The following is a 19230-nucleotide window of genomic DNA, read 5'->3' on the forward strand; positions in this document are numbered from 1 at the left end:
CGAAGTCAGTAACATATACTTACGGTAAGGCAACGCTGACGTGGTTTGAAGAGATTTTCGAAGAGTATAAGTCTATAGTTTGAAACTATAACTAGCTCTTGAAAAGAAGAAAATGAGTTGATGAAAATAAGTGGTACAATAGTTACTATAGATTTGGAGGAATTGTATGAGCAAGGAATTACACATTAACACAATTTTGGCCCAGGCGGGTATTAAGTCAGATGAAGCGACAGGTGCATTGGTGACACCGCTTCATTTTTCAACGACCTATCAGCATCCAGAGTTTGGTCAATCTACTGGATTTGACTATACGCGTACTAAAAACCCAACTCGTAGTAAGGCTGAGGAGGTCTTGGCAGCTATTGAGTCAGCAGATTATGCCCTAGCGACTAGCTCAGGGATGTCAGCAATTGTATTAGCCTTTAGCGTCTTTCCAGTAGGAAGTAAGGTCTTGGCTGTCCGTGACCTTTATGGAGGTTCTTTCCGCTGGTTCAATCAAGTGGAGCAGGAAGGCCGTTTCCATTTTACCTATGCCAACACAGAAGAAGAGTTGATTGCCGAGTTAGAAAAGGATGTGGATGTTCTCTATATCGAAACTCCAACCAATCCCTTGATGTTGGAATTTGACATCGAAAAATTGGCAAAATTGGCTCATGCTAAGGGGGCCAAAGTGGTGGTGGATAATACCTTCTATAGCCCTATCTACCAACGTCCGATTGAAGATGGAGCAGATATCGTTCTTCATTCAGCAACTAAGTATCTAGCAGGGCACAATGATGTCTTGGCTGGAGTGGTTGTGACTAATAGTTTAGAACTATACGAGAAGCTCTTTTACAATCTTAATACGACAGGGGCAGTCTTGTCTCCATTTGACAGTTATCAATTGATTCGTGGTCTCAAGACCTTGTCTCTTCGTATGGAGCGCTCAACAGCTAACGCCCAAGAAGTGGTTGCCTCTTTGAAGGATTCCCCAGCAGTTAAGGAAGTTCTCTACACTGGTCGTGGGGGCATGATTTCCTTTAAAGTAACCGATGAAACACGCATTCCTCATATTTTGAACAGTCTCAAGGTCTTCTCTTTTGCGGAAAGTTTGGGTGGAGTGGAAAGTCTCATTACCTATCCAACGACCCAAACTCACGCTGATATTCCAGCAGAAGTGCGCCATTCTTATGGTTTGACAGATGACCTCTTGCGCTTGTCAATTGGGATTGAGGATGCTAGAGATTTGATTGCAGATTTGCGTCAAGCCTTGGAAGGATAAGACAAAGATGGGAAAATATGATTTTACAAGCCTGCCCAATCGTTTAGGGCACCATACCTATAAATGGAAAGAAGCAGAAACGGATAGTGAAGTCCTACCAGCTTGGATAGCGGATATGGACTTTGTAGTCTTGCCTGAAATTCGCCAAGCTGTGCAAACTTACGCTGATCAACTGGTTTATGGCTATACCTATGCCAGTGAAGAGTTAATTAAGGAAGTTCAAAAGTGGGAAGCCACACAACACGGCTACCACTTTGACAAAGAGGCTCTTGTCTTTATCGAGGGTGTGGTACCAGCCATCTCAACAGCTATTCAAGCCTTTACAAAAGAAGGCGAGGCGGTTTTGATTAACACACCTGTCTATCCACCCTTTGCTCGCAGTGTCAAGTTGAACAACCGTAGATTGATTACCAATTCTTTGGTGGAAAAGGATGGTCTGTTTGAGATTGACTTTGACCGACTTGAAAAGGATTTGGTGGAAGAGGAGGTCAAACTCTATATTCTTTGCAACCCTCACAATCCTGGTGGACGTGTGTGGGAAAAAGAAGTCTTGGAGAAGATTGGCCAACTCTGCCAAAAACACGGTGTTTTCTTGGTTTCAGATGAGATTCACCAAGATTTGGCCCTCTTTGGTCACAAGCATCATTCCTTCAATACCATCAATCCTGACTTTAAAGAATTTGCGATCGTCTTGACCAGTGCCACTAAAACCTTTAATATTGCTGGGACAAAAAATTCATATGCAGTTATTGAAAATCCTAAGTTGAGACTGGCTTTCCAGAAACGCCAGTTGACCAATAATCAGCATGAAATTTCAGGCTTGGGTTATTTGGCGACAGAAGCTGCCTATCGCTATGGGAAGGATTGGTTAGAGGAACTCAAGCAAGTCTTTGAAGACCACATCAATTATGTGGTAGATTTATTTGGAAAAGAGACTAAAATTAGGGTCATGAAACCGCAAGGAACCTACTTGATTTGGCTTGATTTTTCAGCCTATGACCTGACTGATGAAACATTGCAAGAGCTGTTGAGAAATGAAGCTAAGGTTATCCTCAACCCTGGTTCGGATTATGGAGAGGAAGGAAGTCTCCATGCCCGCCTCAATGTAGCCATGCCTAAATCCCTGCTGCAAGAAGTTTGTCAGCGGATTGTGACGACTTTTGCCAAACGTTAAAAATCCAGCCTTCTAGGAGAAAAGTCATCCTAGAAGGCTATTTTCATAGGGGAAAATATGGTATAATAAAAAGATAAGGTAAAGGTAAAAATATGGCTAAATTGATTCCGGGGAAAGTCCGTATCGAAGGCGTTGCCCTTTATGAAACTGGTAAGGTTGACATCATCAAGGAAAAGAACAATCGGCTCTACGCTCGCGTTGCAGAAGAAGAACTGCGCTATAGTTTAGAGGATGATTTGGTTTTTTGTGCCTGTGATTTTTTCCAAAAGAGGAGCTACTGTGTGCATTTGGCAGCGCTGGAGCATTTTCTAAAAAATGATGAGCGTGGTCAGGAAATCTTGCAGAGTATGGAAGAAGGTCACGAAGAAAAAGAGGCCGTTGAAACCAAGGTGACCTTGGGTGGCAAATTTTTGGACCGAATCTTGTCTCCAAAATCAGAACGTGCCTATGAATTATCGGCTGTGGGGCAGGTGGAAGCAGGGACCAATCATATCTTGTGGACTCTGAGAATCGGCCAAATCAATAGCCAAAAATACTATGTCATTCGGGATATTCCACTCTTTTTAAGGATTGTCGAGCAGAGAAAGTCTTATATGATTGGCAAGATTTATGAGGAGTCTCTTTCTTGGGAAGCCTTTGATGAGGCTAGCCAAGAACTTCTGACTTTCTTGCGAGGACTGATGGAGGAAGGACAGGCTCCAGACCTCTTTTTCCAAAACCAAGGTCGGCACCTCTTTTTCCCTCTGACCTTTTTTGAGCAGGGTGTGAATTTACTGATGACCTTGCCGCATTTTCAATTTGACCATCAAGTGGATAGCTATCAGACTCTGCTTTTTCAGGATATGCATGCTGATGCCAATCTATTTGCCTTTACAGTAACAGAATACTCGGATTATTTTGAAATGGAAATCAGTGAGAGTCCTAGGGTCAATGTCTTTTATCAGGGAGTTGTGCTTTTCCATAAAGGACAGGTTTATTTTCTGACAGACCAGCAGATGCGTCTTCTCAAGGAAATCAAAGCGTTGCCTTTGGATCAGCATGGCAAGAAATACCTGCAATTTGATAGCAGTGACCGAGATAAGTTGGCTTCTTGTCTAGCGCTCTTTGGCCAGATGGGCAGCGTTTCAGCTCCAGAACGTCTACAAATCAAATCCTTTGCGACCTCTTTTTACTTTGACAGGGAAGAAGATAATCGGATTCGTTTAGAAATTCAGTTTGATTATGGGGATAGGCAGGTATCTAGCCGACAAGAGTTAGAAGAATTACCATTTTCGAGTGATGCTGACTTAGAAGAAAGAGTTTTCCAAGTCTGTTTGGCAGCAGGTTTTGAAGCAGATTTTCAATCTTGGCGTCAGGCCTTAAAAGCCGAGTCTGTCTATCATTTCTTTCACGAAATCATTCCAGTCTTTGAAAAACTCGGTCATGTTGACCTATCAGACAAGCTAGAAGAGCTTTATAGCTTAGCGAGTCCTCAAGTGCAGATTGCTTCCAAGGGAGGTCTCTTGGAAATCCAGTTTGATTTTCAAGATATTGCCCAAGAGGAAATTGACCAAGCCATGCAGGCCTTGGTTGCCAACAAGGATTTTTACATTGATTCGTCTAATCAAGTCTACTTTTTTGATGAAGAAACCAAGAAAATTCGCCAAAATTTACAGGAGCTAGGACAATTCGAATTAAAAGATGGCTCCTTGCAGGCTCGGAAATCATTGGCCTACAGTTTAGCCCATCTCTTTGAAGGGCGAGACCGTGTTTCTTTTTCACAAGAATTCCAGAATCTGGCCCAGGATTTGACGCATCCAGAGGACTTTCCTCGACAAGCAACTCAGGTTCAGGCTGATTTGCGAGATTATCAGGAAAAGGGAATCGGCTGGCTGCAAATGCTCCATCATTATGGTTTTGGTGGGATTTTGGCTGATGATATGGGTTTGGGGAAAACCCTTCAGACCATTGCTTTTTTGACCAGTCAAGTGACAAAAGAAAGTCGGGTCTTGATTTTAGCTCCGTCAGGTTTGATTTACAACTGGGCAGATGAGTTTCAAAAATTTGCCCCACAGTTAGATGTGGCTGTTGTTCATGGTTTGAAAGCTAGTCGTGAAGAGATTCTTGCTGAGAGCCATCAAATCTTTGTGACAAGCTATGCTACCTTCCGTCAGGACAGTGAGCTTTATCAGGGGATGGCCTTTGACTTCCTTTGCTTAGATGAGGCTCAGGTCATGAAGAACGCCCAGACCAAGATTGCCCAGACCTTGAGACAATTTGTGGTGCCGTCAGTCTTTGCCTTGTCCGGAACTCCGATTGAAAACCATCTGGGTGAGCTGTGGTCTATTTTCCAAATCGTCATGCCAGGACTTTTGCCAAGCAAGAAAGAATTTATGAAATTGCCAGCCGAGCGAGTGGCTCAGTTTATCAAGCCTTTCGTTATGAGGCGCAAGAAAGAAGAAGTGCTGACTGAATTACCAGACTTAATCGAAGTGGTTTATAAAAATGAACTGGAAGACCAGCAAAAGGCTATCTACCTAGCCCAGTTGCAACAGATGCGGGACCGTCTGGCTCAAGTATCAGATCAGGAATTTCAGCGAAGTCGTGTGGAAATCTTGTCTGGTCTGATGCGCTTGCGCCAAATCTGTGATACCCCTGCCCTCTTTATGGAAGATTATCAGGGAGCCAGCGGCAAACTGGATAGTCTCCGAGACCTGCTGCTACAGGTGGCAGACGGCGGACACCGTGTCTTGCTTTTCTCGCAGTTCAAGGGAATGTTGGAGAAAATTGAACAAGAACTGCCAGACTTGGGCATGACTTCCTTTAAAATTACGGGTTCAACCCCAGCCAAGGAAAGACAAGATATGACCAAGGCCTTTAACCAAGGGGAAAGAGATGCCTTTCTGATTTCCCTCAAGGCTGGTGGTGTCGGTCTGAACCTGACAGGTGCTGATACGGTTATCTTGGTCGACCTTTGGTGGAATCCTGCGGTGGAAGCGCAAGCCATTGGCCGTGCCCATCGGATGGGACAGGAAGAAACGGTTGAGGTCTATCGCTTGGTAACCAAGGGAACCATTGAAGAAAAAATCCAGGAACTCCAAGAACAAAAGAAACATCTGGTGTCACAAGTATTGGATGGCACAGAGTCACGTGGCAGTCTGACCCTAGCAGAAATTAGAGAAATTTTGGGAATTTCTGAAGCCAGCACTTGAAAAATCAAGACAATACGCTATAATGAAGTGTTGAAAGGAAATAGAAAATGAAACAAGAACGATTTCCATTGGTGTCAGATGACGAGGTCATGTTGACTGAAATGCCAGTCATGAACTTGTATGATGAGTCTGATCTGATCAGTAATATCAAGGGTGAGTATCGGGATAAAAATTATTTAGAATGGGCTCCTATTACTGAAGAGGCGCCAGTCAAACCGATTGAAAAGCAAGTCGAGAAACCTAAAAAGGCTCCTTTAGGGGTTAAAAAAGAAGGAAAGAGCTATGCAGAGGTGGCACGTGAAGAAGCGCGTGCAGACTTGAAAAAGAAACGCTCAGCTAACTATCTAACTCAGGATTTCAGCCGTACGAGACGTCATTCTAAATCAGTCCTTCTTAGACAGGGCAATCAACCGACAGCGCCTTTCCAAAAGGAAAATCCTGGTGAATTTGTCAAATATAGCCAAAAATTGACCCAGTCTCAGTACATCTTGGCGGAAGAAGTTCATTCTATCCCTACCAAGAATGAAGAAGTGTCAGCACCTGCTCCAAAGAAAAACAACTATGATTTTCTAAAGAAGAGCCAAATCTACAATAAAAAAAGTAAACAAACAGAACAAGAACGTCGGGTTGCCCAAGAATTGAATCTGACCAGAATTACAGAATAGGGGAGAAAACATGCCAAAGACATATCATTTTATCGGAATTAAGGGATCAGGGATGAGTGCCTTGGCCTTGATGTTGCACCAAATGGGGCATAAGGTACAGGGATCAGATGTTGAAAAGTACTACTTTACTCAACGTGGTCTTGAGCAGGCAGGAATTACCATTCTTCCTTTTGATGAAAAGAACCTAGACGGTGATATGGAAATTATCGCTGGAAATGCCTTTCGTCCAGATAACAATGTCGAAATTGCCTATGCAGACCAAAATGGTATCAGCTACAAACGTTACCATGAATTTCTAGGTAGCTTTATGCGTGACTTTGTTAGCATGGGAGTAGCTGGAGCGCATGGAAAAACTTCAACGACAGGTATGTTATCTCATGTCTTGTCTCACATCACAGACACTAGCTTCTTGATTGGGGATGGGACAGGTCGTGGTTCGGCCAATGCCAAATATTTTGTCTTTGAATCTGACGAATATGAGCGTCACTTTATGCCTTATCATCCAGAATACTCTATTATCACCAACATTGACTTTGACCATCCAGATTATTTCACAAGTCTCGAGGATGTTTTCAATGCCTTTAACGACTATGCCAAACAAATTACCAAGGGTCTTTTTGTCTATGGTGAAGATGCAGAATTGCGTAAGATTACGGCTAATGCTCCGATTTATTATTATGGTTTTGAAGCTGAGGGTAATGATTTTGTAGCTAGTGAGCTTCTTCGTTCAACAACTGGTTCAACCTTCACCGTTCATTTCCGTGGACAAGACTTGGGGCAATTCCACATCCCAACCTTTGGTCGTCACAATATCATGAATGCGACAGCCGTTATTGGTCTTCTTTACACAGCAGGATTTGATTTGAACTTGGTGCGTGAGCACTTGAAAACATTTGCCGGTGTTAAGCGTCGTTTCACTGAGAAAATTGTCAATGACACAGTGATTATCGATGACTTTGCCCACCATCCAACAGAAATTATTGCGACCTTGGATGCGGCTCGTCAGAAATACCCAAGCAAGGAAATTGTAGCAGTCTTCCAACCGCATACCTTTACAAGAACCATTGCCTTGTTGGACGAATTTGCTCACGCTTTGAACCAAGCGGATGCTGTTTACCTAGCGCAAATCTATGGATCTGCTCGTGAAGTAGACCATGGAGATGTCAAGGTAGAAGACCTAGCCAAAAAAATCAACAAAAAACACCAAGTGATCACTGTTGAAAATGTTTCTCCCCTCCTAGACCACGATAATGCTGTCTATGTCTTTATGGGAGCAGGAGATATCCAAACCTATGAGTATTCGTTCGAGCGTCTCTTGTCTAACTTGACAAGCAATGTTCAGTAGGATATTCTTATGGAAATTCCAATTAAGATCATTCAAGCAAGTCAGTCTGATTTAGCTGAGGTAGTGGCACTTCAGGCCACATCTTTTCCAGCTGAAAAGCAGCAACCTTCCCATATCTTAGAAGAAAGTATCCGTAAGTGTGCGGATACCTTTCTTCTAGCTAGGGATGAAAATCAACTTTTAGGCTATATTTTATCAAGTCCCCAGTCAGACAATCCGCAATGTCTAAAAATACATTCTTTAATTATCGAGGCTGACCATCGGAGACAGGGCTTGGGAACACTTCTTCTTGCAGCCTTGAAAGAGGTAGCAGTTGAGCTGGATTACAAAGGGATTCGTTTGAAGAGTCCTGATGAGTTGCTTTCATACTTTGAAATGAACGGTTTTATTGATGAAGAAACTTCCCTTTATGCAACTAGCCAGGGTTTTAGTATGATTTGGTTTAATCCCTTTTATCTGGAGGCACAATGAAAATCAGACAAGCAAGATTAGAAGATTTGGATCGGATTGTTGATATTGAACTAGAAAATTTCTCGATTGAAGAAGCCATTCCTCGCTCTGTTTTTGAAGCACATTTGCGAGAAATTCAGACCTCGTTTCTGGTTGCGGAAAAAGAAGGTAGAATCATGGGTTATATCGAAGGGCCAGTTGTCCCTCACCGCTATCTGCAAGACCAGTCTTTTACAGAAGAGATAGAAGATTATAGTCATGAGCCTGGTGGTTATATCTCTGTGACCTGTCTTTCTATTGCCAAAGAGGCCCAGGGGATAGGACTGGGTCAGCAATTGCTAACAGCCTTGAAAGACCTGGCTCTTGAAGATGAGAGAGAAGGCATTAACCTAACCTGTCATGACTATCTCATCGCCTACTATGAAAAGCATGGATTTGTCAATGAAGGTCTGTCCCAGTCAACCTTTGCAGGGGAAACCTGGTATGATATGGTCTGGGAAACGAAAAAATAAGCCAGGAAAAGTATCATAGGTTGCTTTTCTTGGACTTTTAAGATATAATATTATGGATTGTCAACAAGGAGGAAAAACTTTTGAGTGAAAAGTCAAGAGAAGAAGAGAAATTAAGCTTTAAAGAGCAGATTCTGAGAGATTTAGAAAAAGTAAAAGGCTATGATGAAGTTCTGAAAGAAGATGAGGCAGTAGTTCGCACTCCTGCAAATGAACCTTCAGCTGAAGAACTCATGGCTGATTCCTTGTCAACGGTAGAGGAGATTATGAGAAAAGCTCCTACCGTGCCGACTCACCCAAGTCAAGATGTACCAGCTTCTCCAGCAGATGAGATTCAAAGAGAAACTCCTGGTGTTCCAAGTCATCCAAGTCAAGATGCACCTTCTTCTCCAGCGGAAGAAAGTGGTTCAAGACCAGGACCAGGTCCTGTTAGACCTAAGAAACTTGAAAGAGAATACAATGAAACCCCAACAAGGGTAGCTGTTTCCTATAAGACGGCAGAGAAAAAAGCAGAACAAGCAGGTCCAGAAACACCTATGCCTGCTACAGAAACAGTGGATATCATCAGCGATACACCACGTCGTAGCCGTAGAGAAGGAGCAAAACCTGTTAAGCCTAAGAAAGAGAAGAAGTCACATGTGAAAGCCTTTGTGATTTCATTCCTTGTATTCCTTGCCTTGCTCTCAGCAGGTGGTTACTTTGGTTACCAGTATGTTCAGTCATCTTTACAGCCTGTGGATGCTTCATCGAAACAATATGTGACGGTTGGAATTCCAGAAGGTTCAAACGTTCAAGAAATCGGTACGACGCTTGAAAAAGCTGGTTTGGTAAAGCATGGTCTGATTTTTAGCTTTTATGCCAAGTATAAAAATTATACCGATTTGAAAGCAGGTTACTACAATTTGCAAAAGAGTATGAGTACAGAAGACTTACTCAAAGAGTTGCAAAAAGGTGGAACAGCTGAACCACAGGAACCTGTCCTTGCGACTTTGACAATTCCAGAAGGTTATACGATTGATCAAATTGCTCAAGCTGTGGGTCAATTGCAAGGTGACTTCAAAGAGCCTTTGACAGCGGAGGCTTTCTTGGCAAAAGTTCAAGATGAGACGTTTATCAGTCAAGAAGTTGCCAAATATCTGAGTCTACTTGAAAGCTTGCCTACAAAAGACAGCGGTGCGCGTTATCGTTTGGAAGGATACCTTTTCCCAGCTACATACTCTATCAAGGAAAGCACAACTATTGAGAGCTTGATTGATGAGATGTTAGCTGCTATGGATAAGAACCTATCTCCTTACTATAGTACGATCAAATCTAAAAACTTGACTGTCAATGAGTTGTTGACCATTGCTTCCTTGGTCGAAAAAGAAGGTGCCAAGACAGAAGATCGTAAGCTCATTGCAGGTGTATTCTACAATCGTTTGAATCGTGATATGCCACTTCAAAGTAATATTGCAATCTTGTATGCCCAAGGAAAACTGGGGCAAAATATCAGCCTAGCTGAGGATGTTGCGATTGATACCAACATTGATTCACCTTATAATGTTTATAAAAATGTAGGTCTCATGCCTGGTCCAGTCGATAGTCCGAGTCTGGATGCGATTGAGTCAAGCATCAATCAAACTAAGAGCGATAACCTCTACTTTGTAGCAGATGTCACAGAAGGAAAGGTCTACTATGCTAACAATCAAGAAGACCACGACCGCAATGTCGCTGAACATGTCAACAGCAAATTAAACCAAACAAACTAAAATTATGTGATACTTCACATAATTTTCTTTCGAAAATATCATCAGAAGAAAGTTGAGAAAAATGGCAGAAAAAACATATCCTATGACCCTTGAGGAAAAGGAAAAACTTGAAAAAGAATTAGAAGAATTGAAATTGGTTCGCCGTCCAGAAGTGGTAGAACGCATTAAGATTGCCCGTTCATACGGTGACCTTTCAGAAAACAGTGAGTACGAAGCAGCTAAGGATGAACAAGCCTTTGTCGAAGGACAAATCTCTAGCTTGGAAACAAAAATCCGCTATGCTGAAATCGTCAATAGCGACGCAGTTGCCCAGGACGAAGTAGCGATTGGTAAAACAGTCACCATCCAAGAAATTGGTGAGGACGAAGGAGAAGTTTATATTATCGTAGGTTCAGCTGGTGCGGATGCCTTTGCAGGTAAGGTTTCAAATGAAAGCCCAATTGGACAAGCCTTGATTGGCAAGAAAACAGGTGACACAGCAACCATTGAAACGCCTGTTGGTAGCTATGATGTAAAAATTTTGAAGGTTGAAAAAACAGCCTAAAACAGAAGAAAGGAGTGGGGAGGCTGTGCGCTTCACTCACTCCTTTTTCCATTTTGCTACTCTTCGAAAATCTCTTCAAACCACGTCAGCGTCGCCTTGCCGTATGTATGGTTACTGACTTCGTCAGTTTCATCTACAACCTCAAAACAGTGTTTTTAGCAACCTACGGCTAGCTTTCTAGTTTGCTCTTTGATTTTCATTGAGTATAAATTGAATTGAAATTGGAGACTATATGAGTTCAAAGAAGAAGAAAAACAAGATGGAGCGTGGTCTGACCAATCGTCATGTGCAGGTTATGGCCATCGCTGGAACAATCGGAACAGGACTCTTTTTGGGAGCAGGTCGCTCTATTAGCCTAACAGGTCCTTCCATTGTACTGATTTATATGATTACGGGGGCCTTCATGTTCCTCATGATGCGTGCTGTTGGGGAAATGCTCTACCAAGACCCTGAGCAACATACCTTTATCAACTTTATCACGCGTCATTTGGGTAAGGGCTGGGGCTATTTCTCAGTATGGTCTTACTGGCTATCCGTTGTCTTTATCGGTATGGCGGAAATCACTGCTATCGCACATTATGTGCAATTTTGGTTCCCAACTTGGCCGAGTTGGATGATTGAGATTGGATTTTTGACCATTCTAGCCTTGGTCAATCTGATTGCGGTGAAGCTCTTTGGGGAAGTTGAGTTTTGGTTTGCGATGGTCAAGATTGTGGCTATTTTAGCTATGATTGCAACAGGAGTCTTTATGGTCTTGACAGGCTTTAAGACACCTCATGGAGTAGCAAGTTTGGCCAATATTGCTGACAATTTCTCCCTCTTCCCAAATGGTGGAGTGAACTTTGTCATGGCCTTCCAGATGGTGTTCTTTGCATATCTTATGATTGAGTTTATCGGGGTCACAACTTCTGAAACCAAAAATCCACGTCAGGTCTTGCCAAAAGCCGTTAAGGAAATTCCTTTGCGTATCGCCTTTTTCTACGGTGGTGCCCTCTTAGCCATCATGGCTATCATTCCATGGCGTGAACTTGCCTCAGCTGATTCTCCTTTTGTAACAGTATTTGAATTGGCCGGTGTCAAGTGGGCAGCAGCCTTGATTAACTTCGTTGTTTTGACCTCAGCAGCATCTGCTCTTAACTCAACGCTTTATTCAACAGGGCGCCATTTGTATCAGATTGCTCATGATTCGCCAAATCGCTTCCTAAAGGCTATCAAGGCAGATACTCTTTCTCGCCACAATGTGCCACAAAATGCCATCATCGCCTCAGCGATTTTGATTGCCCTAGCAGCCTTTATCAACGTCCTGCCAGGAGTTTCGGATGCCTTTGCCTTGATTACGGCATCATCATCAGGTGTCTATATTGCCATTTATATCTTGATCATGGTGGCTCACCTTAAATACCGCAAGTCACCAGACTTTATGGCGGATGGCTATCTCATGCCCCATTATCGTTTCCTAAATCCTTTAACCATGCTCTTCTTTGCCTTTGTCTTTGTAACCCTCTTTTTACAAGAGTCTACATTTGTAGGAGCAATCGGCTCAGCTATCTGGATTATCGGTTTTGGGATTTACAGCCAGTGGAAATTTAGAAAATAGATTTGAAACTCATCAGCTTAGGTTGATGGGTTTTTCTAGTTTGACAGTCTATTGAAATAAGGCTATAATCAAGCTGTAACAGTGTTTGAGGAGGTTTAGATGTACTTTAGATTGGAAAACAAGGAGTCTCAGAAAGCACAAGAAATTGGGAATTTGATTCGTACTTATAATCGTTCAAAAAGAGAAGAAGCTGAAAGTGAGCCACTTAATCTTTATGTTGAAGATGAAAAGGGCAATCTCCTGGCAGGTTTGATAGCAGAGACTTTTGGAAATTGGCTAGAAATCGAGTATTTATTTGTAAAAGAGGAATTGCGAGGGCAAGGAATTGGCTCAAAACTATTGCAACAGGCAGAAAGTGAAGCTAAGAATCGTAACTGTTGTTTTGCCTTTGTCAATACTTACCAGTTCCAGGCGCCAGACTTTTATCAGAAACATGGCTACAAGGAAGTCTTTGCTTTGCAAGACTATCCCTACACAGGGCAAAGATTTTATTACCAAAAGGATTTGTAAGGAGAGTATGAAGGTATAATATGAAGAGAGACTCGCACATGAGTATGGAGGTGGACTGATGTATATGAGTAACTATCGATAAATACCAGTTAAATCCTACAAATTGTGTCTTTCTAGACGATATTGAGTACAATACAATCGCAGCTGAGAAATTGGGAATCAACTCCTATCAGATTAAGAAAAGAAGCGATTCAGTCGATATTTTGAAATCCTATATTTAAACTTAACACTCTCTATTTTTTATGGTATAGAGTTTTTTGTTAATAAAATTTTACAAAATGACATTTATATATTGCATTAAGTTAGATATATGATATAATGTTGTTAAAAAGAGGCGCAACTTTTTAAAATTAATGAGAATCAAAGAGGAAACTAAGAGTATTAATGGAGGAATAAAAAATGGAAGTTATAAATGTAAGTAAGCATTATGGTCATTCAATCATTCTCAAAGATATAAATTTTGCACTTAATAAGGGTGAAATTGTTGGTCTAGTAGGAAGAAACGGAGTTGGCAAGAGTACATTGATGAAAATTCTTGTTCAGAATAATCAACCGACTTCAGGGAATATTATAAGTAGTGATAATGTTGGGTATTTAATCGAAGAACCAAAATTATTTTTATCTAAAACAGGCTTAGAGAATTTAAAATATCTGGCAAACTTATATGGTGTTAACTACAATCAAGAAAGATTTGGGAGTTTGATTCAAGAGTTAGATTTGAGTCAGTCTATTAATAAAAAAGTAAAGACCTATTCTTTGGGTACAAAACAAAAATTAGCTTTGCTTCTAACTCTCGTTACGGAACCTGATATATTGATTTTAGATGAACCGACTAATGGTTTAGATATTGAATCGTCACAAATAGTTTTATCGGTTCTAAAAAATTTAGCTTTACATGAAAATGTGGGAATTTTAATATCGAGTCATAAATTAGAAGATATTGAAGAAATTTGTGAGAGAGTTCTTTTCTTGGAGAACGGGTTTTTGACATTCCAAAAAGTAGGAAAAGATAGTCATAATTGCTTGTTTGAGATAGCTTTTTCATCAGCTACAGATAAAGACATTTTCCTTACCAAACAAGAATTTGGGGATATTGTTCAGGAAGAGGGACTGAAAATTACTATGTCTGGGAATATTCAAAGTAGTGAGCTTTTTAAATTTTTTAACGAAAACTCTATTAAAGTAGTTGATTTTGAAACTAAAAAAGAGACGCTTAAAGATATTTATCTAAATCGTTCAAAATAAAGGAAGGTTATAATCATGAAATTAAATAAATTGAATTTTCTTAAGGAAAATATAAGGGATTTATATTCATCAGGCGTAATATATCTCGGTTTGATTATCTCGTTTATACCGCCGATATTGGTTACATTCTTTATTCTAAGGACTCAAGGGACATCGCTTGGTATTAAGCATATTTCAAACTTTTATGCTATGCTCGGTATGTTAATGGCTGTTATACATGCTAACCGAATTATTAGCAGGGATTTTTCCTACAATACGATCAGTTTATTTTATAATCAACAGAAAAATCGGATGATTTACGTCTTGTCTAATTTTCTATATGCCATCTCAGTTTCCATTATTTATGCTTTGAATGGTATTGTGTTACTAGTCATCGTAAGTAAATTGGGTGTTCCAGGTGCTTTAGGATTAGATTTTATAGTAGCTATTGTAGTCAATACAATTTTGTTAGTCCTATTTTATTTTCTATTATCTTACATTTTCTATTTATACAAATTGAAAAGTGGCTTGGTATTTGGTATTTTAGTAGCTTTACTACTCTTTATCCCTAATATATTAAATACGATTATGATGAATACTAGTAATGATTTGTTTATCAAAGCAATTGAACTTCTTCCTTTTTATTCTTTACCTGTATTTGTGGCTTCAAATACGATGTCTATTAGTCAGTATCTTGTGGTAATAACTACAATCATTTTATTGTATTTTTTCACTCTCAAGAAAAGCAAGGAGTATTCATTTTAGTTTTATTTAGTATTATTTTGCAGACTTAAAATCCAGCAAAAAATCAGTCATCTTGGTATGCTCCTGCTCTTGTTGTGTACACGTTTTTGTCTTATGCTAGACTCATTTCCAAAAGCATTATATAATAGTGATATGAAATCAACTAAATAAGAAATATAAGCAATCAAAACTCGTTTAAAAGACCCTACTAAAGCTAATACTAAACAAAAAATCAAATAGCAAACTAGGAAGTTTATTTCAAACAATCCAACATACTGATTTTAGGCTGAAGATAATATTGGAGTGCTAATTAATGAGGTTATAATAAATAGCTGACAGCTTGTGTTGGTTTTGGATTTTTTAAGAGTAGATGAGTATTAAAACTATAAGGAGGACGCAGGTGGCTAAAAATTTAAAATTAAAATTAGCTCGTGTAGAGCTTGATTTAACTCAAGGTCAACTGGCAGAGGCTGTTGGGGTGACGCGCCAGACTATTGGTTTGATAGAGGCGGGGAAATACAATCCCAGTCTCTCGCTCTGCCAGTCCATTTGCAGATGTTTAGGGAAAACCCTAGACCAACTATTTTGGGAGGAAGAAGATGGTAAATAAATTCATTCATTATCAATTACTTGACGAAAGAGAAGAACAACTAATCAATAAAGCTGGAGCGGAATCCTTTACCCTTTTCATTGGACTTGTGCTTCTAAGCTATTTGGTGGCTGTATTAGCTCCCTCTCTTTTTAATCCGAATTTTCTAGTCTATACTCTGATAGTAGGAATTTTCTTCTTTTTCAACCGTGCCCGTTATCTGGGAGTGACCTACTATAGTCGTTTTCATTTTACGATTTTGGGTTGTTTTTTCTTAACCTTGGCTATTACGACTCTTTTGATGTTACAGAATTATCAATTCAACATAGAAATTTATCAGCACAATCCTTTGAACGTTACATACCTGTCTGCTTGGGCAATTACTTATGTCATTTACCTTCCCTGGGTCTTTATTGGCAATCTTGGTCTGAAGAGCTATGGCGAATGGGCTCAGAAAAAATTTGAACAAGACATGGATGAACTGGAGAGTGGTGAATAGCTTGTTACTCTTTTCTCAATCCAGCTAAAATGTGATATAATAGTACTAATTTATTGGAATGCATGAAAGTTTTTGAAAATTTTCATGTATTTCTAGTTAAGGAAGTAGGAAAAGTATGTATCCAGATGATAGTTTGACATTGCACACGGACTTGTACCAGATCAACATGATGCAGGTTTACTTTGACCAAGGGATTCACAATAAAAAGGCGGTCTTTGAGGTTTATTTCCGCCAACAGCCTTTTAAGAACGGCTATGCGGTTTTTGCAGGTTTGGAAAGAATTGTGAGTTATCTTGAAGACCTGCGTTTTTCAGATAGTGATATAGCCTATTTGGAGTCGCTAGGTTATCATGGGGCGTTCTTGGATTACCTCCGCAATTTCAAGTTGGAGTTGACCGTTCGTTCTGCCCAAGAAGGGGATTTGGTCTTTGCTAATGAACCGATTGTGCAGGTGGAAGGCCCTCTAGCTCAATGTCAGTTGGTCGAAACGGCTCTTTTGAACATCGTCAACTACCAGACCTTGGTGGCGACTAAGGCAGCTCGTATTCGTTCAGTAATTGAAGATGAACCTTTAATGGAGTTTGGGACACGTCGGGCTCAAGAAATGGATGCGGCTATCTGGGGAACACGCGCAGCGGTGATTGGTGGTGCCAATGGAACTAGCAACGTGCGTGCTGGTAAACTCTTTGACATTCCTGTCTTGGGGACCCATGCCCATTCCTTGGTACAGGTTTATGGCAATGACTATGAGGCTTTTAAGGCTTATGCTGCGACCCACAAAAATTGTGTCTTTCTTGTGGATACCTATGACACCCTTCGCATTGGGGTACCAGCTGCCATTCAGGTGGCGCGTGAACTGGGTGACCAGATTAACTTTATGGGTGTACGGATTGATTCTGGGGATATTGCCTACATTTCCAAGAAAGTTCGTCAGCAACTGGACGAGGCTGGATTTACAGAGGCTAAGATTTATGCTTCAAATGACCTAGATGAAAATACCATCCTCAACCTCAAGATGCAAAAGGCCAAGATTGATGTCTGGGGTGTTGGAACCAAGCTGATTACAGCCTATGACCAGCCAGCTCTTGGTGCAGTTTATAAGATTGTGGCCATTGAAGATGAAAATGGCCAGATGCGCAATACCATTAAGTTGTCTAATAATGCGGAAAAAGTGTCTACGCCAGGTAAGAAGCAGGTGTGGCGGATTACCAGTCGTGAAAAAGGCAAGTCAGAAGGCGATTATATCACTTATGATGGTGTGGATGTGAGCGACATGACGGAAATCAAGATGTTCCATCCGACTTATACCTACATCAAGAAGACCGTTCGTAATTTTGACGCCGTTCCTCTCTTGGTGGATATTTTCAAGGACGGAAAATTGATTTACAATCTGCCTAGCTTGACTGAGATTCAGGCTTATGCTCGTAAGGAATTTGACAAGCTTTGGGATGAGTACAAGCGCGTGCTTAATCCACAGCATTATCCAGTAGATTTGGCGCGTGATGTATGGCAAGACAAGATGGACTTGATAGACAAAATGCGCAAGGAAGCCCTTGGTGAAGGAGAAGAAGAATGAGTTTGCAAGAAACGATTATCCAAGAATTGGGTGTCAAACCGGTGATTGATGCCCAGGAAGAAATTCGTCGTTCCATCGATTTCTTAAAAAGATACCTGAAAAAACATCCCTTCCTTAAAACCTTTGTACTAGGGATTTCTGGGGGACAAGACTCAACCTTAGCAGGACGTTTAGCCCAACTAGCTATGGAAGAACTGCGAGCAGAAACGGGAGATGACAGCTACAAATTTATCGCTGTCCGCCTGCCATATGGAGTGCAAGCTGATGAAGCAGATGCTCAAAAAGCCCTTGCCTTTATCCAGCCTGATGTCAGTTTAGTCGTCAATATCAAGGAATCAGTTGACGCCATGACGGCAACAGTTGAAGCGACAGGTAGTCCTGTTTCAGATTTTAACAAGGGCAATATCAAGGCACGTTGCCGTATGATTGCTCAGTATGCCCTTGCTGGTGGCCATGGCGGAGCGGTCATTGGAACAGACCATGCTGCGGAAAATATCACAGGTTTCTTTACCAAGTTTGGTGACGGGGGTGCAGATATTCTCCCTCTTTACCGCCTCAATAAGAGTCAAGGAAAACAACTCTTGCAGGAACTTGGTGCAGATCCAGCCCTTTATGAAAAAATCCCAACAGCAGACCTAGAAGAAGACAAACCAGGTCTGGCTGACGAAGTAGCCCTCGGAGTCACTTATGAAGAGATTGATGACTACCTAGAAGGCAAAACAATCAGCCCAGAAGCCCAAACAAGAATCGAAAACTGGTGGCACAAAGGCCAACATAAACGCCACCTACCCATCACCGTATTTGATAACTTTTGGGAGTAAAAAGGTCCGGGGGACCTTTTTAGCTTGAGCCTTGAAATTCAAAAGCAAAACAAGTTTCAATGGAGATTGGATATAGAATCATCCTATCAGAAAGTGAGGTAGCCTCATGAAATCTATTGGTACGCAAATATTACAGACAGATCGTTTAATCTTGCGAAGATTTGTGGAGAGTGATGCAGAAGCCATGTTTCAAAATTGGGCTTCATCCGCTGAGAATCTGACCTATGTTACCTGGGATCCCCATCCTGATGTCGAAATCACTCGAAACTCGATTCGCAATTGGGTTGCTTCCTATACTAATCTCAACTATTACAAATGGGCTATTTGTCTCAAAGAAAACCCAGAGCAAGTGATAGGAGATATCAGCATCGTTACAATAGATGAGAACGATTCTTCTTGTGAAATTGGCTATGTACTAGGCAAGGTTTACTGGGGACATGGAATTATGACAGAAGCCTTGAAAGCTGTCTTGGACTTCTGTTTTATTCAAGCAGGTTTTCAAAATGTCAGAGCTCGATATGCCAGTCTCAATCCAGCTTCAGGTCGTGTCATGGAGAAAGCAGGGATGTCCTATCTAAAGACTATTATCAATGGTGCAGAGAGAAAAGGATATCTTGCGGATCTTATTTATTATCAGATAAGTAGGGAAGACTGGTGAATTTTCTTTTCTGTTTCCATCAAAGTCAGACTGTGTCTGGCTTTTTTTGCAACATTTTTTACATAACCTGATTAAATTCCTATTTTTCCCTATCATTGTCCCTATTTTTTCGAAAATGGAAGGAG

17 protein-coding genes and 1 pseudogene are annotated in these 19230 nt (G+C 41.0%); all 18 read left to right on the forward strand.

The annotated features are described in order from the left end of the window. The first annotated feature begins 166 nt into the window (after positions 1-166). The 18 genes and pseudogenes from HT685_RS06070 (at position 167) to HT685_RS06155 (ending at position 19105) form a co-directional block, all read left to right on the forward strand. The gene (locus HT685_RS06070; RefSeq protein ID WP_173278981.1) at positions 167-1261 is read left to right on the forward strand and encodes a cystathionine gamma-synthase; all 1095 of its coding nucleotides are present in this window, start codon (positions 167-169) and stop codon (positions 1259-1261) included. A gap of 7 nt (positions 1262-1268) precedes the next feature. After that, on the forward strand, positions 1269-2435 hold the full coding sequence (locus HT685_RS06075; RefSeq protein ID WP_173225451.1) for a MalY/PatB family protein: 1167 nt from the start codon (positions 1269-1271) through the stop codon (positions 2433-2435). A 92-nt stretch (positions 2436-2527) separates the two neighbouring features. Continuing rightward, positions 2528-5626: a DEAD/DEAH box helicase gene (locus HT685_RS06080; protein ID WP_173225449.1), complete on the forward strand. Its 3099-nt coding sequence runs from the start codon at positions 2528-2530 to the stop codon at positions 5624-5626. A 47-nt stretch (positions 5627-5673) separates the two neighbouring features. Next, entirely contained in the window at positions 5674-6291 is a 618-nt protein-coding gene (locus tag HT685_RS06085) for a cystathionine gamma-synthase (protein WP_173225446.1), read from the forward strand. Between the two features lie 10 nt (positions 6292-6301). After that, on the forward strand, positions 6302-7636 hold the full coding sequence (gene murC / locus HT685_RS06090) for a UDP-N-acetylmuramate--L-alanine ligase (RefSeq protein WP_050390837.1): 1335 nt from the start codon (positions 6302-6304) through the stop codon (positions 7634-7636). A 9-nt stretch (positions 7637-7645) separates the two neighbouring features. Beyond that, positions 7646-8107, forward strand: a complete 462-nt coding sequence (locus tag HT685_RS06095) for a GNAT family N-acetyltransferase (protein WP_173213535.1) — start codon at positions 7646-7648, stop codon at positions 8105-8107. After that, positions 8104-8598 carry a GNAT family N-acetyltransferase gene (locus HT685_RS06100; protein ID WP_173225444.1) on the forward strand — a complete coding sequence of 165 codons (495 nt, stop codon included), beginning with the start codon at positions 8104-8106 and terminating at the stop codon, positions 8596-8598. Before HT685_RS06095 ends, HT685_RS06100 begins: the two co-directional genes overlap by 4 nt. Positions 8599-8678: 80 nt before the next feature. Next, positions 8679-10343: an endolytic transglycosylase MltG gene (gene mltG, locus HT685_RS06105; protein WP_173225441.1), complete on the forward strand. Its 1665-nt coding sequence runs from the start codon at positions 8679-8681 to the stop codon at positions 10341-10343. A gap of 61 nt (positions 10344-10404) precedes the next feature. Further along, on the forward strand, positions 10405-10887 hold the full coding sequence (greA, locus tag HT685_RS06110) for a transcription elongation factor GreA (RefSeq protein WP_173225438.1): 483 nt from the start codon (positions 10405-10407) through the stop codon (positions 10885-10887). Between the two features lie 232 nt (positions 10888-11119). Beyond that, positions 11120-12484 (forward strand): amino acid permease, encoded by a 1365-nt coding sequence (locus HT685_RS06115; protein ID WP_173225435.1) that lies wholly within the window; start codon positions 11120-11122, stop codon positions 12482-12484. A gap of 99 nt (positions 12485-12583) precedes the next feature. Continuing rightward, on the forward strand, positions 12584-12994 hold the full coding sequence (locus HT685_RS06120) for a GNAT family N-acetyltransferase (RefSeq protein ID WP_023938450.1): 411 nt from the start codon (positions 12584-12586) through the stop codon (positions 12992-12994). Between the two features lie 353 nt (positions 12995-13347). Further along, positions 13348-14239: pseudogene (locus HT685_RS06125) on the forward strand (ABC transporter ATP-binding protein). Positions 14240-14254: 15 nt separating this feature from the next. After that, positions 14255-14983, forward strand: a complete 729-nt coding sequence (locus HT685_RS06130; RefSeq protein ID WP_173225429.1) for a hypothetical protein — start codon at positions 14255-14257, stop codon at positions 14981-14983. Positions 14984-15362: 379 nt separating this feature from the next. Further along, positions 15363-15572, forward strand: a complete 210-nt coding sequence (locus HT685_RS06135) for a helix-turn-helix transcriptional regulator (RefSeq protein ID WP_001107500.1) — start codon at positions 15363-15365, stop codon at positions 15570-15572. Further along, a complete protein-coding gene (locus HT685_RS06140) occupies positions 15562-16050 on the forward strand; it encodes a DUF6773 family protein (protein WP_173225424.1) in 489 nt (162 codons plus the stop codon). Before HT685_RS06135 ends, HT685_RS06140 begins: the two co-directional genes overlap by 11 nt. A 115-nt stretch (positions 16051-16165) precedes the next feature. Next, positions 16166-17626 carry a nicotinate phosphoribosyltransferase gene (locus tag HT685_RS06145; RefSeq protein ID WP_173225421.1) on the forward strand — a complete coding sequence of 487 codons (1461 nt, stop codon included), beginning with the start codon at positions 16166-16168 and terminating at the stop codon, positions 17624-17626. Then, positions 17623-18447, forward strand: a complete 825-nt coding sequence (nadE, locus tag HT685_RS06150; protein ID WP_173225418.1) for an ammonia-dependent NAD(+) synthetase — start codon at positions 17623-17625, stop codon at positions 18445-18447. Before HT685_RS06145 ends, nadE begins: the two co-directional genes overlap by 4 nt. Before the next feature lie 106 nt (positions 18448-18553). Beyond that, positions 18554-19105 (forward strand): GNAT family N-acetyltransferase, encoded by a 552-nt coding sequence (locus HT685_RS06155; protein ID WP_173225415.1) that lies wholly within the window; start codon positions 18554-18556, stop codon positions 19103-19105. Positions 19106-19230: the final 125 nt, after the last annotated feature.

This window comes from Streptococcus sp. 5004, assembly GCF_013276755.1.
Taxonomy (GTDB): domain Bacteria; phylum Bacillota; class Bacilli; order Lactobacillales; family Streptococcaceae; genus Streptococcus.

What these genes read in the sequence shown, in the direction of transcription:
- HT685_RS06070 (WP_173278981.1), top strand. Translation starts at nt 167, where the DNA reads ATGAGCAAGGAATTACACATTAACACAATTTTGGCCCAGGCGGGTATT.
- HT685_RS06075 (WP_173225451.1), top strand. Translation starts at nt 1,269, where the DNA reads ATGGGAAAATATGATTTTACAAGCCTGCCCAATCGTTTAGGGCACCAT.
- HT685_RS06080 (WP_173225449.1), top strand. Translation starts at nt 2,528, where the DNA reads ATGGCTAAATTGATTCCGGGGAAAGTCCGTATCGAAGGCGTTGCCCTT.
- HT685_RS06085 (WP_173225446.1), top strand. Translation starts at nt 5,674, where the DNA reads ATGAAACAAGAACGATTTCCATTGGTGTCAGATGACGAGGTCATGTTG.
- murC (WP_050390837.1), top strand. Translation starts at nt 6,302, where the DNA reads ATGCCAAAGACATATCATTTTATCGGAATTAAGGGATCAGGGATGAGT.
- HT685_RS06095 (WP_173213535.1), top strand. Translation starts at nt 7,646, where the DNA reads ATGGAAATTCCAATTAAGATCATTCAAGCAAGTCAGTCTGATTTAGCT.
- HT685_RS06100 (WP_173225444.1), top strand. Translation starts at nt 8,104, where the DNA reads ATGAAAATCAGACAAGCAAGATTAGAAGATTTGGATCGGATTGTTGAT.
- greA (WP_173225438.1), top strand. Translation starts at nt 10,405, where the DNA reads ATGGCAGAAAAAACATATCCTATGACCCTTGAGGAAAAGGAAAAACTT.
- HT685_RS06115 (WP_173225435.1), top strand. Translation starts at nt 11,120, where the DNA reads ATGAGTTCAAAGAAGAAGAAAAACAAGATGGAGCGTGGTCTGACCAAT.
- HT685_RS06120 (WP_023938450.1), top strand. Translation starts at nt 12,584, where the DNA reads ATGTACTTTAGATTGGAAAACAAGGAGTCTCAGAAAGCACAAGAAATT.
- HT685_RS06130 (WP_173225429.1), top strand. Translation starts at nt 14,255, where the DNA reads ATGAAATTAAATAAATTGAATTTTCTTAAGGAAAATATAAGGGATTTA.
- HT685_RS06140 (WP_173225424.1), top strand. Translation starts at nt 15,562, where the DNA reads ATGGTAAATAAATTCATTCATTATCAATTACTTGACGAAAGAGAAGAA.
- HT685_RS06145 (WP_173225421.1), top strand. Translation starts at nt 16,166, where the DNA reads ATGTATCCAGATGATAGTTTGACATTGCACACGGACTTGTACCAGATC.
- nadE (WP_173225418.1), top strand. Translation starts at nt 17,623, where the DNA reads ATGAGTTTGCAAGAAACGATTATCCAAGAATTGGGTGTCAAACCGGTG.
- HT685_RS06155 (WP_173225415.1), top strand. Translation starts at nt 18,554, where the DNA reads ATGAAATCTATTGGTACGCAAATATTACAGACAGATCGTTTAATCTTG.